The 13,650-nt window shown below is 69.5% G+C and carries 16 protein-coding genes; 7 read left to right on the top strand and 9 right to left on the bottom strand.

What is annotated here, in order from left to right:
* Window positions 1-85 precede the first annotated feature (85 nt).
* Window positions 86-1,012 (top strand): AraC family transcriptional regulator, encoded by a 927-nt coding sequence (locus tag OHB44_RS20045; RefSeq protein ID WP_238686966.1) that lies wholly within the window; start codon window positions 86-88, stop codon window positions 1,010-1,012.
* Window positions 1,013-1,145: 133 nt separating this feature from the next.
* Window positions 1,146-3,215, top strand: coding sequence for a phosphocholine-specific phospholipase C (locus tag OHB44_RS20040; protein ID WP_238686967.1), 2,070 nt, complete (start codon window positions 1,146-1,148; stop codon window positions 3,213-3,215).
* A gap of 80 nt (window positions 3,216-3,295) precedes the next feature.
* On the opposite strand, the gene OHB44_RS20035 is transcribed toward OHB44_RS20040, so the two are convergent.
* A complete protein-coding gene (locus tag OHB44_RS20035) occupies window positions 3,296-4,312 on the bottom strand; it encodes a helix-turn-helix transcriptional regulator (RefSeq protein WP_330437845.1) in 1,017 nt (338 codons plus the stop codon).
* A gap of 104 nt (window positions 4,313-4,416) precedes the next feature.
* On the opposite strand from OHB44_RS20035, the gene OHB44_RS20030 reads away from it, so the two are divergent.
* Complete coding sequence (locus OHB44_RS20030; protein ID WP_330437844.1) at window positions 4,417-4,890, top strand: VOC family protein; 474 nt, start codon at window positions 4,417-4,419, stop codon at window positions 4,888-4,890.
* Window positions 4,891-4,942: 52 nt separating this feature from the next.
* Here OHB44_RS20030 and OHB44_RS20025 read toward each other — a convergent pair whose 3' ends face one another.
* Window positions 4,943-5,779: an aldo/keto reductase gene (locus OHB44_RS20025; protein ID WP_330437843.1), complete on the bottom strand. Its 837-nt coding sequence runs from the start codon at window positions 5,777-5,779 to the stop codon at window positions 4,943-4,945.
* A gap of 98 nt (window positions 5,780-5,877) precedes the next feature.
* Window positions 5,878-6,261, bottom strand: coding sequence for a hypothetical protein (locus tag OHB44_RS20020; protein ID WP_266302147.1), 384 nt, complete (start codon window positions 6,259-6,261; stop codon window positions 5,878-5,880).
* Between the two features lie 452 nt (window positions 6,262-6,713).
* Between OHB44_RS20020 and OHB44_RS20015 the strand changes: the two genes are divergently transcribed.
* From OHB44_RS20015 to OHB44_RS20005, 3 genes are all read left to right on the top strand, one after another.
* Complete coding sequence (locus tag OHB44_RS20015; RefSeq protein WP_238686972.1) at window positions 6,714-7,061, top strand: hypothetical protein; 348 nt, start codon at window positions 6,714-6,716, stop codon at window positions 7,059-7,061.
* Window positions 7,062-7,532: 471 nt separating this feature from the next.
* Window positions 7,533-7,688, top strand: a complete 156-nt coding sequence (locus tag OHB44_RS33505; protein WP_372488404.1) for a hypothetical protein — start codon at window positions 7,533-7,535, stop codon at window positions 7,686-7,688.
* Complete coding sequence (locus tag OHB44_RS20005) at window positions 7,685-7,936, top strand: hypothetical protein (protein WP_330437842.1); 252 nt, start codon at window positions 7,685-7,687, stop codon at window positions 7,934-7,936. The genes OHB44_RS33505 and OHB44_RS20005 overlap by 4 nt, the downstream gene beginning before the upstream one ends.
* Window positions 7,937-8,000: 64 nt before the next feature.
* Here the strand turns inward: OHB44_RS20005 and OHB44_RS20000 are convergent, their stop codons facing one another.
* Genes OHB44_RS20000 through OHB44_RS19985 form a run of 4 tightly spaced genes read right to left on the bottom strand, consistent with a single transcriptional unit; the run spans window position 8,001 to window position 10,095 of the window.
* On the bottom strand, window positions 8,001-8,198 hold the full coding sequence (locus OHB44_RS20000) for a DUF4926 domain-containing protein (RefSeq protein WP_238686974.1): 198 nt from the start codon (window positions 8,196-8,198) through the stop codon (window positions 8,001-8,003).
* A 1-nt stretch (window position 8,199) separates the two neighbouring features.
* Window positions 8,200-9,360, bottom strand: coding sequence for a WXG100 family type VII secretion target (locus OHB44_RS19995; protein WP_330437841.1), 1,161 nt, complete (start codon window positions 9,358-9,360; stop codon window positions 8,200-8,202).
* A complete protein-coding gene (locus tag OHB44_RS19990) occupies window positions 9,357-9,677 on the bottom strand; it encodes a type VII secretion target (RefSeq protein WP_330437840.1) in 321 nt (106 codons plus the stop codon). The genes OHB44_RS19995 and OHB44_RS19990 overlap by 4 nt, the downstream gene beginning before the upstream one ends.
* Complete coding sequence (locus OHB44_RS19985; RefSeq protein ID WP_330437839.1) at window positions 9,664-10,095, bottom strand: YbaB/EbfC family DNA-binding protein; 432 nt, start codon at window positions 10,093-10,095, stop codon at window positions 9,664-9,666. Before OHB44_RS19985 ends, OHB44_RS19990 begins: the two co-directional genes overlap by 14 nt.
* Before the next feature lie 294 nt (window positions 10,096-10,389).
* Between OHB44_RS19985 and OHB44_RS19980 the strand changes: the two genes are divergently transcribed.
* Window positions 10,390-11,334, top strand: coding sequence for a TAXI family TRAP transporter solute-binding subunit (locus OHB44_RS19980; RefSeq protein ID WP_330437838.1), 945 nt, complete (start codon window positions 10,390-10,392; stop codon window positions 11,332-11,334).
* A gap of 22 nt (window positions 11,335-11,356) precedes the next feature.
* On the opposite strand, the gene OHB44_RS19975 is transcribed toward OHB44_RS19980, so the two are convergent.
* Together OHB44_RS19975 and OHB44_RS19970 are read right to left on the bottom strand one after the other, a co-directional pair.
* Entirely contained in the window at window positions 11,357-12,838 is a 1,482-nt protein-coding gene (locus OHB44_RS19975) for a sensor histidine kinase (protein WP_330437837.1), read from the bottom strand.
* Window positions 12,839-12,842: 4 nt separating this feature from the next.
* Window positions 12,843-13,526 (bottom strand): response regulator transcription factor, encoded by a 684-nt coding sequence (locus OHB44_RS19970; protein WP_238686980.1) that lies wholly within the window; start codon window positions 13,524-13,526, stop codon window positions 12,843-12,845.
* Window positions 13,527-13,650: the final 124 nt, after the last annotated feature.

The following is a 13,650-nucleotide window of genomic DNA, read 5'->3' as shown; positions in this document are numbered from 1 at the left end:
CCGGTCGAGGGCGGGACATGTCCTGTCGTACGCCAGGCATGTCCGATCGTCCGCGGTCCATCCTCCGCGATCTATCGTCGGTGACATGGACCCGTTCGACAATCTGCTGCGCGGTCTGCACGCCGACGGCGCGGCCTTCGGCCGGTCGGTGCTGACGCCGCCTTCGGCCCTACGGTTCACCGACGGCGCCCCGCTGACGCTCTGCGTCCCGATGCGCGGCGAAGGCTGGATCTCCCATCCGGAGAGCGACAAGCCTCGCCTGGTCCGGGTCGGCGAGGCGGCCACCGTGCGTGGGCCCGCGCCGTTCGTGTTCGCCGCCGAGCCCCGGTCGAGCTTCGAGCCCGGGGAACTGCGAGACGTCCGGCGCGGCCAGACCGGGGTGGCCGACCCCGTCGGCGCGGACCACACCGACCGCCTCGTGCTGCTGGTCGGGGTCTACCACGTCAGGCGTCGAGTACCCCAGCGGTTGCTGGGCGCGCTGCCGCCGGTGCTCGTCGTGCCGGAAGACCAGGACTGCGCCGCGCTGCGCGACTACCTGGACGCCCAGCTCGACGCGGGTCGGCCCGGACGCCAGGTCGTGCTGGACCGCCTCCTGGACTGGTTGTTGGTGTGCACGGTGCGGGACTGGTTCGACCAGCCGGAGGCCGAGGCGCCCGGCTGGTACCGCGCGCTGAGCGACGACACGATCGGCCCGGTGCTGCGCGCCATGCACGACGCGCCGGGCCGGCCGTGGACCCTGGCCAGCCTGGCCGCGCAGGCCGGGGTGTCCCGGTCCACGCTGGCCAAACGGTTCACCGCGATGGTCGGCGAACCGCCGCTCACGTACCTGACCGACTGGCGCATGACAGTGGCCGCCGACATGCTGGCCGAATCGACAGCGACGGTCGCCGCCGTGGCGCGTCACCTCGGGTACGCGGACGCGTTCGGCTTCAGCGCGGCCTTCAAACGCGTGCACGGCATGAGCCCGAGCGGGCATCGACGGCTCACCCGGGTCGACACCACGGCGGCCTGAGCGGCTGCTCTTCAGGCCCAGAGCCGGTCGACGAGTGGTCGCAAAACCAACGAACTACTGTCATCTGCCGTCAACCCGTCGTCGGTAGCGTCCGGTCGCCAGTTTCCCGACCAGATCGCACAAAGGCGGAGTTATGGGCACCGTGGATCGCCGTACGTTCCTCAAGGCGATGGGAGTTCCCGCGATCGGCGCGGCGCTCCCGATGGACCTCAGCAAGGCGCTCGCCATCCCGGCGAACAACCGGACCGGCTCGATCAAGGACATCGAGCACGTCATCATCCTGATGCAGGAGAACCGTTCCTTCGACCACTACTTCGGCACCCTGCGCGGCGTACGCGGCTTCGGTGACCCCCATCCGGCGACACTGCCATCCGGCAAGGACGTGTGGCACCAGCCCAACGGGACCGACGAGCTGCTGCCCTTCCGCCCCGAGGTGAAGGACCTCGGCCAGACCTTCCTGCCGGACCCGCCGCACGGCTGGAACGACGGGCACGCCGCCTGGAACGACGGCCGGTTCGACAGGTGGGTGCCGAACAAGGGCGTCACGGCGATGACCTACCACACCCGCCAGGACCTGCCCTACCACTACGCGCTCGCCGACGCCTTCACCGTCTGCGACAGCTACCACTGCTCCCTGATGGGCCCGACCGACCCGAACCGCTACCACATGTGGAGCGGCTGGGTCGGCAACGACGGCAAGGGCGGCGGCCCGGTGATCACCAACGCGGAGGCCGGCTACGACTGGTCCACGTACCCGGAGCGGCTGGAGCGCAACGGCATCTCCTGGAAGATCTACCAGGACGTCGGCACGGGCCTCAACGCCGCCGGGTCCTGGGGCTGGACGAACGACCCGTACATCGGCAACTACGGCGACAACTCGCTGCTCTACTTCCACCAGTACCAGAACGCGCAGCCGGGAACGCCGCTGGCCGACAAGGCGAAGACCGGCACCGAGGTCAGGACCCAGGGCCGCGACCCGGAGGCGCTGCTGGCCGACTTCCGCGCCGACGTCGAGGCGGGACGCCTGCCGGAGGTCTCCTGGATCACCGCCCCCGAGGCGTACACCGAGCACCCGAACTGGGAGCCGGCCTACGGCTCCTGGTACATCTCCCAGGTCATCGACATCCTCGCCTCGAACCCCGAGGTCTGGAGCAAGATGGCGCTCTTCATCACCTACGACGAGGAGGGCGGCTTCTTCGACCACGTGGTCCCGCCGACGCCCCCGCAGACCCGCGAGCACGGCCAGTCGACAGTGCCGACCACCAACGAGATCTTCCCCGGCGACGCCGACCACCCGGCCGGGCCGTACGGCCTCGGCATCCGGGTGCCGATGGTCATCGTCTCGCCGTGGACGCGCGGCGGCTACGTGAACTCGCAGGTCTTCGACCACACCTCACTGATCAAGTTCCTGGAGGCGCGGTTCGGGCACGGCCGCCCGGACCTGATCGAGCAGAACATCACCCCGTGGCGGCGGGCCGTCGTCGGCGACCTGACCACGGCGTTCGACTTCCGGCACCCGAACCGCTCACGCGAGGTCAGGCTGCCCGACACCGACGACTTCAAGCCCGACGAGTTGGTCCGGCACCCCGACGAGGTGCCGGTCCCGCCGGCGGACCAGCGGCTGCCGAAGCAGGAGCACGGGGTACGCCCGGCGCGGCCGATCCCGTACACCCTGCACGCCGACGGGCACCGCGGCGACGACGCGTTCCGGATCGACTTCCGCAACTCCGGCGGGGTCGCCGCAGTCTTCCAGGTCCGCCATGCGGGCAGCGCGGACGCCCCACGCAGTTACACCGTCGAGCCGGGCAAGCACCTGACCGACACCTGGCCGGTCACCCCCGATTACGACCTGTCGGTACACGGACCGAACGGGTTCTTCCGCCGGTTCACCGCCGGTCGGTCCCAGCTCGACGTCACCCCCGCCTACGACGAGCACGACTACAAACTGGCCCTCACCCTCAAGAACCGCGGCTCGAAGCGGGTCGAGGTGACCGTCCGCGACGGGTACAAAGCTCGACCGGTCACGCTGTCGCTGCGCCCCGGCGAGACCGAGCGCGTCACGTGGGCGCTCGCCCGCACCCACGGCTGGTACGACCTGACGGTCTCCGTCGCCGGTGATGCCGACTTCGCGTACCGGTGCGCGGGTCATGTCGAGAATGGCAAGGACAGCATCAGCGACCCGGCCCTCGGCGGGCTCGTTTAGGGAGTTCCGACCCGGCGGGGGATGACGCGCGCGGTGGTCGGCGGGGCCATGGTGGTGAGCGTTATGACTCAGCGGTATGTCTATACCCCAGAGGCATAACGCTCATCACGGCCTCCGCCCGTCGGGACGTCCACTGCCGGCGCGGCCACGGCGCGGGCGACGCGGTCGCCGAGCCGACGTAGATGGTCGACCAGCTCCACCGGCTCGTGGACCGTGAAGTCGCACCCGAGCAGCGTGAGCCGGAAGGCGAGCCAGTCGACTGTGTCTTCCGGGCTGTGCCATCGGCACGACGCGTCGTCGAGCGGCGTCAGTGCTCCGGCATGGTCGCCCAGCCGGGCAGTCGCCTGCTCAGCCGGCATCGCGAGCGTCGCCACCGCCCGGAACACCGGTGCCAGGCTGTGCAGCTGGTCGGTTACGAACGCGGACGCGTCGTCGGTCGGAAGCTCGCGGGGCGCCACCCGTACCCCGGTTGTGGTGGCCTGTTCGATGCGGTCGACGCGGAACGTGCGCCAGTCCTCGCGCTCGTTGTCGTAGGAGACGACGTACCAACGGCGGCCCACCACGACGAGGCGGTGCGGTTCGACGAGCCGCCGGCTGACGCCGCCGTCGCCGTTGCGGTAGTCGAAGCGGACCCGCTCGTGTGCCGAGGCTGCCGCCGCGAGGACGATGAGCTGCGTCGGATCGACAAGCGACACCGCCGCCGCGGTCGACGACACGGTGGCCGCGGCGAGGGTGCCGACGTGGCGGCGCAGCCGCGGCGGCAGCACCTGCTGCAGTTTGGTGAGCGCCCGCACCGACGCCTCGGCGATGCCGGCGACCGGTTGCCGGGCCGCTGTGTGCAGGCCGACGGCGATCGCCACTGCCTCCTCGTCGTCGAGCAGCAGCGGAGGCATCGCCTTACCCGCGACCAGTCGGTAGCCGCCCAGTACGCCCAGGCTGGCCTGGACCGGATAGCCCAGCTCACGCAGCCGGTCGATGTCGCGGCGCACGGTCCGCGGGGTGACCGCGAGACGCTCGGCGAGTTCGCTGCCGGGCCATTCGCGGGGCGTCTGCAGAAGGGAGAGCAGTCGTAACAGGCGGGCCGGTGTGTCGCGCATGCTCCCATGATGCGTTTCGATCTAGGACAGTTGCCAGCCTAGATCGGGTCTACCGTCGTCCATCTCAGTGCGCCGAAGCCGCACCTGAAGAAGGAGACAAACCGATGAAGGTCGTTCCCGATGGATACCACACCGTGACCCCCTGGATCATCTCGCCGGGGAGGACGGGCGCACTGATCGATTTCATAGTCGGCGTCTTCGACGCCACCGAACTGGCCCGCATGGAAGTGGACGGTGTGATCGGCCACGCCGAGGTCCGGATCGGCGACTCGGTCGTGATGATGTTCGACAAACCCCAGTGGCCGGCCACACCCGCCTTCCTGCGTCTCTACGTCGCCGACGACGCCGAGGTGCTCCGCCGGGCCGTCGAACGCGGCGCGAGCGTCGTCACCGAGCCGACCGAGCTCTTCTGGGGCGACCGGGTCAGCCGCTTCCGCGACCCGCTCGGCAACCTGTGGTGGATCCACCAGCGCGTTGCGGAGCCCACCGAGGAGGAGATGGGTCGACGGCTCGACGACCCCGAGTTCACCAAGGCAATGGAGTACGTCCAGAGTGCCGAGTTCGCTCCCCACGGCTGACGTTGGTGTAGAGGTCACCAGGGCCTCGCCCCGGATGGCCGGGTCGGGTCCGTCAGAACTCCTCGTACACCGCCGGGTCCTGATCCGAGAGCCGCCCGTCCGGGCGGCCCAGCGCGGTGATGGCCTCGACCTGCGCGTCGGTGAGCTTGATGCCGAAGACATCCAGGTTCTCGACCTGCCGCTGCGGGGAAGCGGCCTTGGGTAGCGGAATCACCTGACGGGCCACGTGCCAGGCGAGGATCGTCTGCGCCGGACTGACGCCGAGCGCGGTCGCGATCTCCACGACGACGGGGTGCTGCTGCAGGTCGTTGCCATGGCCGAGCGGGCTCCAGCCCTGCACCAGGATGCCGTGCTCCCGGTGGTAGTCGATCGCCTCCTGCTGCGGAAAGTACGGGTGCACCTCGATCTGGTTGACCACCGGGGCGACGCCGGTCTCGGCCACCAGCCGCTCGATGTGCTCGGGCAGGAAGTTGGAGAGCCCAATGTGCCGAACGAGCCCACGCTCACGCGCCTCGATCAGCGCCCGCCACGCCTGCACGTACAGGTCGACCTTCGGGTTCGGCCAGTGGATCAGGTACAGGTCGACGCGGTCGAGGCCGGTGCGGAACACACTCTCCTCGATGGTGGTCAGCGCCTCGTCGTAGCGGTGGTGCCGTCCCGGCAGCTTCGAGGTGACGACCAGCTCGTCCCGCACGTCACCGGCCGACCGGGCCGCCCGACCGACAGCGCCCTCGTTCTCGTAGTTCACCGCCGAGTCGATCAACCGGTAGCCCGCCCGGATCGCCTGACCGATCGCGTCGACACCCGCCGAGCCGTTGAGCCGGTACGTGCCGAGCCCGATCGCCGGCAGGGTGGTGCCGTCGGCTGCCGCAAGATGGGGAATCGTCATGATTGGGACCCTACCTGCCCGAGTTGCGCGCCGACGGTGGCTCGATGTCGAGCGCACGCGACGGAACGGGCAACCCGGAAGGCAGAAAACGGCGGGATTCAGCAGACGCGCGTCCGCCAACTCACCTTCGTCACCGTCATGGGAACGTAGAAGAATCCGTCACCAGGAGGAGCGCAGTCCGTGCCGGTGAAAGTCATTCCTTGGGTGGTGAACGACCAGCTAATCTCGGCGTTCCGGTTCGTGTAGTTGTAGTAGTTGAAACCCGTGATGTTGCCGCTCCACTCCGTGGTGGTCACCAGGGACGGAGTCGCCGTAGGAACCCCGTTCGGGTGATCCCAGTGGGGCCAGACGCAGAATGTGCCCGGCTGGCAGTTCCCGGGCGGGTAGACGCCGGCCCCCGACTGGGCTGCCGCCGAGGCAGGAGGGGCAACAGCCAGCACACCTGCGATGACCCCGGCGATGGCGAGGGGTTTCAACAGCACGGCTACCTACTTCCATTGATAAGGATGAATTGACTCAAGCTACCGCGGGAAAGTTGCGCCGTCAACCACCTGCGCTACCGCCCAGGTGGACGGCCGCACCATTCGCAATAATGTGGGCAATGCGTCACGATCCCCGCAGCTTGCGACGACAGCAGGACCACCGGTCGGCGGCAGGAGTCAGGGCGACGAGCTGCTCCCGCACCGCAGGCCGTGGCACCTACGGCCACTGACGGCAGGACGCCAGCCGGGAACCCGGCCGCCGGCCGATTCGGCCACCTCCGAACGCCTCCGCGACTCGGGTAGCAGGCGACCGGCTCCGCGTTCGGGCCGCCCGGCGACAGCGATCAGCGGCGGGTTGGTTGACACGGGGAACATAATCGATGCAAGTAAATATAGGCCTGGGCTGAACGAGCTCCGGTCCCGTCCCTGAACGCTGTTAGGAAGGGAAGCTCATGCGCAGATTTACCAGCCGAATCGCTGCGGGTCTCGCCGCCGCCCTGGTCACCACACTGGCCGTGACGACACCGGCGTCGCCCGCAGCCGCTGTCGAGACGCTCAAGGTTCCCGACACCGGCCTCGTCTTCTACCAGGCCTACACGCAGATCATCGTAGGCAGGCAGGCCACGCCCGACGGTATCTGCCGCCCGGTCCCGGCTAAGGCGATCTGGGCGATCGGCTGGAACGGCTTCGGTTCCGTCTCTGGCTACCGGACCTCCGACTGCACCGGCGCTGCGTCCGAGCTCAACAACTTCCACAGCTGGCCGTACGAGGGCTACTACCTCTCCTACCGGGCCGGTTGACAAGCGTTCCCGGTGGTCGATCGCGGACGGCCACCGGGAAAGCGCCGATCCGGAATTGCCCGGATCACCCCGCCGGCCAAGCGGGCGACGCCGAGATGTCGCCGGGCTGGCCAGAGTGGCATACGTCTGGCAGGCGATGGTGCCGCTAGTTAGGGCCTCGTCGGGGTCGTAGTGCTCGGGGTCGGGACCCGACATCGGCGATGGCCAGCAGGGTTCCTCGCCAGGCACGACCCATCGGAGGATTCGCCGCACCTCATCTGGCACAGCCTCGGCGAAGACGGTGAGAGGCGGGCGGATTCAGCTGAGCGGTTTGGGCGTGCCCACGGTTGCGAAGAATTGCCACCCGCTCGGCCAACGCCCCCGCCAGGTCCTCCATGGCTTAGGTGTGCTCACGCTGAGCCTTGGCGACCAACTCGGCCAGCAGGCCTTCGTTCTCGGCGGCATGGACGTCGCGGTCGGAACCCCGACGACGTGTACGCCTTCCTCGACCGGGTCGCCGTCGACATGGCCGCCGTCTACGCCGCTCTCGCCGAGAGTCGCCGCGAGACCGCCCGGATCAAGGCCGGGCTGCGTCGCTGGCAAACCGATCAGGGCCGTGCCCGCAACGAGCGGGACCAGGCCCGATGAGCCAGCGGTACGTCATCCACCTGCCCGTGGTCGCCACCGACCTGCCCGCCGCGCAGCGCCTGGCCCGGGTCATCATCCGCTGGATGCTGGTGCTTCCGATGACCGACCCGAAGGAGACCGCAGTCTCCGAAGGAGACCATCGGCTTGTGCGGCACCGGGTCTTCTGCGACCTGCAACTGCCCGGCAGCCGACGCTGCCTCCTGCGCGACGGCCACGACGGCGCCTGCTCCCGCCGGCTACGCCGCTGACCCGGCATCTCCAGGCTGGTGAAGCATGATCGCGATCTACGGCGGTGTGTGGCGCACCGACCAACTACCCGCCTCGGTGTATTACCTGGTCGGCCCGGAGCGTGACCATGGCGATGGTGTGGCCGTCGGTGTCGACGAATTCGACCTCGTAGGCAGTCGAGGGGGCGTTGAAAATATGAACGACGGTTCCCACTGCCCCGGCAGGCAGTTGTTCTCCCGAAATGGCTTCTCGGAGCTCAACCACGTCGTACAGCTCCAACATGTCACCCTTCCTTGGGCGGGAACGAGATGGTTACCATTCGCGGTGAAGAGGACCCATTCTCCAGTATCCAGGCTGTGCGGACGATGAGTGTGCCACCTGGCCCGGTCAGGGGTAGGTCCACGTTCCATCGCTTACCGAACTCGTCGGCCTTGCCCAGCACAGGGTTGCCAGTGACTACGCCTTCGCGGATCTGCTGCATGATCCCGTCGGTGTCGTCCGGCCCGAGGCCGGTGGTGGAGTTGATGACGCGGTACTTGTTCTTGCCGACAGGGTGATCCGGATTCATGGCGTAGGCCGTGATCTTCCGTGCGTCGATCTCGGCCCTGGTGAAGTCTGGTCGGCCGGGATCGCCCGGGATCTTCGTCGGCTCGGAACCGTCGGGCTTCTGTGGGGCGGGTGGCTGCTTCTGGAGTCGCCCCAGGGCCTGCTTGAGTTTGTCGATGAGGTCACCGAGCCGGCGCATCTCCGGTATCAACCGTCGCAGGCTGGCCAGCAACCCGCGCAGCAGCCGCGCGATCCGCGCTCCCCACGACGCCACCAACGTCGTGACTTGCTCGACAACCAGCGGCGCGGCCAGCCCACCGGTGATGAGGAGTTCGCCGGCGTACACGATGATGCGGGATACGCAGGTGGCGATGGCGTCGCGGACCAGGAGCCGGACGGCGGCTACCAGGCCGGCGGCGCCCTCGGTGATCGCGGCCATGGTGTCGGCGCCCTGGGCGAGGCCGGTGATGGCCTGTTGCTGTTCGGCGGCCCAGGCCCGGTAGGCGGGGCCGGCGCTGCCGCCCCAGCCGGCGACGTCCGCGCGGACGGCGCGAGCCAGTTCGGCGGCGTCGTCGCGGAGCGACCCGGCGACGTTGCGCCAGGTCTGCGCGTGCGCGGTGATCTGCGCCGGGTCGCCGGCGAGCCAGTCCAGCGCCTCGCTGAGGGGCTTGACGTGTTCGATGAGCCAGGCGATTCCGTACTGGAGCAGGGCGCCGACCGGGTCGGAGACGAATGCGAGGGCGTCCAGGCTCGCGCTCACGACGCCGAGGCTGCCGTCGATCCAACTGCCGGTGCGGACACCTTGGGCGATGAGTTCGATGTCCTCGCAGATCCACACGCCCGCCCAGGCGCTGGGCGGGGTGTCCGCAGCGGCGGCGACGAGCGGGTTGGACGTCACAGGTGCCGCCGCACCCCGTCGAGCAGCTGTTTGGCGTGGGCGTCGGAGCTTCGGTACCGGTCCGCTCCGACCCGCAGCTTGCCGGCGGTGTCCCGTACCGATGCGGCAGCGGTGCCGATGCTGTCGACCAAGGTTCGCTGCAGGCCGTCGAGCAGCACCGGCATCATCGCGCAGAGCTGCCCGTAGGCGTCGGTGCCCAATCGGACGTGCTGGCCTGCCTGCCGGGCGGTGTCGAGGCTGCTGGCGCAGCGATCGAGGCGTGCGGCGTGGGCGGTCAGGTCGTCCGGGTCGACCTGGATGCCGTCACCGGCGGACATCGTTTGACCCCTGGTCGGGGAGAAGCCGGCTGCGGTACGAGTCGATGACGGCCTGGACGCGCGCGTCGTCGCCCAATGACTCCGTGGCTGCGTCGCTGACCTGTCGGAGTAGGGCGGCGCGCGCGGCAGTGGTGGTCTCCAGGATCTGCCGAGCGGTGTGGGTGGCAGCCTGTTGCCGGATGCGCTCGTCGAGTTGCAGGTCGATCAGCAGGCCGGCCGAGTCGACAGTCCGATCGGAGTTGTGGGCGGTGCCGGTCAGATCCCGCATCGTCGACGACAGAGTCTTGGCTCGTTCCGCCCGCTCGGTGAGCGATGATTCCCACTCGTCGAGTCGGCGCTCCGCCGCGTCGAGCGCAGCGTCGTCCGCCCACACGTCGACCCTCCCCAGGGGACCACTGCCGGCGGCAACCGCCGACATCACCGGCACGCTACCAACCGGTGGCGCTGCGTGCATGCCCGAGTGTGAATGCCAAGAACGTTGCATTAGGCGGAGCGAGCGGTTCGTCAACGCGTGCCGCCTTGCCGATCATGGAGTTGTGGTGGGCAACAAAGCGCCCGTTACGCCGTCAAACCTGGCACCACAACTCCATGATCGACCGAGCCGGGCCGCGATCTTGCACTTTCTGTCGCGACAAATGACGCAAAGACCCGCATCTCGACGACCGAAAGTGCAAGATCGGCGCAGTGGGGGTGGCGTCCGTATCATTTCGGCATGACGCGGTTCAGTCGGCGGGCGGTGTTGCTGGCTGGCAGTGGGCTGCTCGTTGGCTGTTCGCGGCGGCCCGAGGCGGACCCGCTCCACCTGCGACTGGCGACCGGGCCGGCGGGGGCGGTCTACCGGCGGATCGGCGGAGCGCTGGCCGAGCATATCTCCGCGCAGGTGCCGGGTGTCACTGTGACCACAGTGCCGAGCGGGGCGTCCACCGACAACATCCGAATGCTGCGGGCCGGTGAGGTGCACCTGGGGCTGACCAGCCTGGACGCGCTGATCACCAGCGACGGCAGTGCGCCCGGAGGGCTGTCGGCGATCTGCCGGCTCTACGACAGTCATCTGCATCTCGTGGTCATGGCCGGTTCGGCGATGGGCGAGTTTCGGGACCTTGAGGGCAAGCGGGTGTCCCTCGGTGCCCACGACTCCGGCACGGAATTCACGTCGTTGCGGGTCCTGAGGCTCGGCCCGCTCAAAGCCGACGGCCGGAACCTCAGCCAGGCCGAGTCGGCGGCGGCACTGCGCGACGGGACGATCGACGCGATGTTCTCGCTGACCGGCGTCCCTACGCCCGCCATCACCGAGTTGGCGCAGCGGCACCCGATCCGGTTGATTCCGTTGGACGCGCAGGCGGACGGGCTCTTCACGGCGTACCCGGGGCCCTACGCCCCGGCCATGATCCACGCGGCCGCCTACGACGGCGTCCCGGCGACGCGTACCGTCGCCGTACCGAACGTGTTGCTGGCGCGCGACGACCTGCCTGACGACCTGGTCTATTCCATCACCGACACGGTCTTCCGGCACACCGGGGCGATCACCTCCGCTGGTCGCGATGGCGCCGAGGCCCTTCCGGAGGCGTGGCAGATCAACGTGCGTACCGGGATCTCCACCGCGTCGGTCCCGCTCCACCCGGGTGCGGCGGCCTGGTTCCGCGACCGCAAACGCTGACGCCGCAACAGGGGCCGGAGCGTCAGACCGACGCGGACGCGTCGGACGGTGAGGCAACCTGGGGAGCGACCGGCAACACCACCACCGCGGCGAGCCCGTGCCCGGAGCCGTCCGGACGCGGCAGGCCCTCCTCCAGCCGCAGCTCACCCCCGGCCGTCCCGATGAGGTCGGCGCAGATCGCCAGGCCCAGCCCGGTCCCGGACACGTTCTGGTGCCGAGGTGAGCGCCAAAAGCGTTGCAACGCCTGGGCCCGCTCGGATGCGTCGATGCCTTGACCATCGTCGCGGACGGCGACCGTGACCACGGCTGCGTCGCCCGCGCTAACCGGTGTCACCGGGAGACCAGCACCACCGGCGGGGACGACCTGTGCGGTCACCTGCACGGCCTGCGCGTCGGACAGCCGTAACGCGTTGCTGATCAGCTCGTCCAGGATGCTGCCCAGACCGCCCGGTGGCTCCAGCAACCGCAACCCCGGCGGTACGTCGACAGTCAGGCTCTGCCCGGCCGTGGCCGTCAGGGCACGCCACCGGTCCACCCGGGTCGCCAGCACCTCGTCGAGGTCCACCGGCGATGCCGTGCGCAGGCTCTCCATCCGCGCGCTGGCCTGCAGCGAGTTCAGCATCCGCTGCATCGCCTTCAGCTCGTCGACGGCGACGTCGTACACCTGCTGTCCGTCGCCGTCGGACCGCAGGTGTGGTGCGAGGCTCTCCACCGCGAGCCGGAGGCTGGTCAACGGGTTGCGTAGCTGGTGTGACGCGTCGGAGACGAAGGCGCGCTGTCGCTGGGCGGCGTTCTCGACGGCGTCCATCATGGTGTTGAACGACCGCGCCAGCCGCCGCAGTTCGATGGGGCCGGCCTCGGCGTCGGCGCGGATGGTCAGGTCGCCCTCGGAGATCCGTGAGGTCGCCGCGTCGAGTTTCCGCACCGGGCGCAGCACCCACGCCGACACCGGCCAGGCGACAGCCGTCAGCGCGAGCAACGGCAGCAGCCCGAGCCCGGCCAGCCGGGCCCAGCGTACGAGGATCAGCTCGCGCGTCCGGGACAGGTCGGAGATCGTCACCACCGCGCCGACGACCTCGCTGTCCCGGCCGACCGGCTCCGCCACGACGAGTGCGGAGTCGTCCCACGGCGCCCACTCCCAGGACGGTTCGGAGCGCGCGCCGGCAAGCGCCGCGGTGACGATCCGGGGCAATGCCGCCTCGGCGCGCGCCGCCTTCTGGTACGCGTCGGCCGGTCCGAGCAGCACCGCGCCCGACGTGTCGATCAGCGCGACCGGGATGCCGTAGAGCTCGTGGTACCGCGTCAGCTCCTGCTGTAACGCCTCGGTACGGCCGGTCGACAGCGCGGTTTCGGCCAGTGAGGCGAACCGGCCGACGTCGTTGAGTCGGTTGACGTACGTCTCCTGCATCTCCCGTTCGGCGACTGTGATGCTGAGCGGCACCCCGAGCGCCGCGACGAGCACCACGGCGAGGGGGACCAGGACGACGAGCAGCCGGCGGTGCACGCGGTCAGCCGATCAGCTCCGGCTGGTCGGCCAGCAGCCGATAGCCGACGCCGTGGACGGTCCGGATGACCACGTCCGGCCCGAGCTTGTGCCGCAGCGCCGCGATGTGGGTGTCCAGGGTGCGGCTGGACGACTCCCAGGTCGCGCCCCAGATCTGGTCGAGGATGACGTCACGGCTCACCACGTTGGGCGCCCGCCGGGCCAGGAGCAGGAGCAGTTCGAACTCCTTACGGGTCAACGGCACGAGCGCGCCGTCGACGGTGACCTCGCGGGTGCCGACGCCGATCCGCATCGGGCCGAGGACGAGCGGCTCGTCGGTCTGGCCGAGAGCGCGAGCGGCCCGGGTGCGCCGCAGGACGGCGTCGATCCGGGCGAGCAACTCGGGGATGCCGAACGGTTTGACGATGTAGTCGTCGGCGCCGGCGCGCAGGCCACGAACCCGCTCGTGCTCCTCGGACCGCGCGGTCACCGCGATGACGGCGGTCTGCGGGTGGTCACGCAGCTTGCGGATCAGGTCGAGCCCGTCGCCGTCGGGGAGACCCAGGTCGACGAGGACCACGTCGGACGGAGCGGCGCGCTCGGCCTCCGCGGCGGTGGCGACACGGTGAACCTCGAAGCCCGCCTGGGTCAGGACGGTCACCAGGCCCCGCGCCACGCGGTCGTCATCCTCGATGACGGTTATCCGCATACCGGCGAAGTGTACGGCCCGGATCGGTGCTCGTGCCGGCCCGGGTTCTTGGGATTTTTCTGACACCATCCGGGCCCCGACCAGCCGAGACTGGGGGCCACTGACGCGCCGAGGGATGTCCATG

Source organism: Micromonospora sp. NBC_00821, assembly GCF_036347035.1.
Classification (GTDB): domain Bacteria; phylum Actinomycetota; class Actinomycetes; order Mycobacteriales; family Micromonosporaceae; genus Micromonospora; species Micromonospora hortensis.
The sequence above is the reverse complement of the archived record's forward strand: the minus strand, read 5'-3'. Positions and strand labels throughout refer to the sequence as shown.

What these genes read in the sequence shown, in the direction of transcription:
- OHB44_RS20045 (WP_238686966.1), top strand. Translation starts at nt 86, where the DNA reads ATGGACCCGTTCGACAATCTGCTGCGCGGTCTGCACGCCGACGGCGCG.
- OHB44_RS20040 (WP_238686967.1), top strand. Translation starts at nt 1,146, where the DNA reads ATGGGCACCGTGGATCGCCGTACGTTCCTCAAGGCGATGGGAGTTCCC.
- OHB44_RS20035 (WP_330437845.1), bottom strand. Translation starts at nt 4,312, where the DNA reads ATGCGCGACACACCGGCCCGCCTGTTACGACTGCTCTCCCTTCTGCAG.
- OHB44_RS20030 (WP_330437844.1), top strand. Translation starts at nt 4,417, where the DNA reads ATGAAGGTCGTTCCCGATGGATACCACACCGTGACCCCCTGGATCATC.
- OHB44_RS20025 (WP_330437843.1), bottom strand. Translation starts at nt 5,779, where the DNA reads ATGACGATTCCCCATCTTGCGGCAGCCGACGGCACCACCCTGCCGGCG.
- OHB44_RS20015 (WP_238686972.1), top strand. Translation starts at nt 6,714, where the DNA reads ATGCGCAGATTTACCAGCCGAATCGCTGCGGGTCTCGCCGCCGCCCTG.
- OHB44_RS20005 (WP_330437842.1), top strand. Translation starts at nt 7,685, where the DNA reads ATGAGCCAGCGGTACGTCATCCACCTGCCCGTGGTCGCCACCGACCTG.
- OHB44_RS20000 (WP_238686974.1), bottom strand. Translation starts at nt 8,198, where the DNA reads ATGTTGGAGCTGTACGACGTGGTTGAGCTCCGAGAAGCCATTTCGGGA.
- OHB44_RS19990 (WP_330437840.1), bottom strand. Translation starts at nt 9,677, where the DNA reads ATGTCCGCCGGTGACGGCATCCAGGTCGACCCGGACGACCTGACCGCC.
- OHB44_RS19985 (WP_330437839.1), bottom strand. Translation starts at nt 10,095, where the DNA reads ATGTCGGCGGTTGCCGCCGGCAGTGGTCCCCTGGGGAGGGTCGACGTG.
- OHB44_RS19980 (WP_330437838.1), top strand. Translation starts at nt 10,390, where the DNA reads ATGACGCGGTTCAGTCGGCGGGCGGTGTTGCTGGCTGGCAGTGGGCTG.
- OHB44_RS19970 (WP_238686980.1), bottom strand. Translation starts at nt 13,526, where the DNA reads ATGCGGATAACCGTCATCGAGGATGACGACCGCGTGGCGCGGGGCCTG.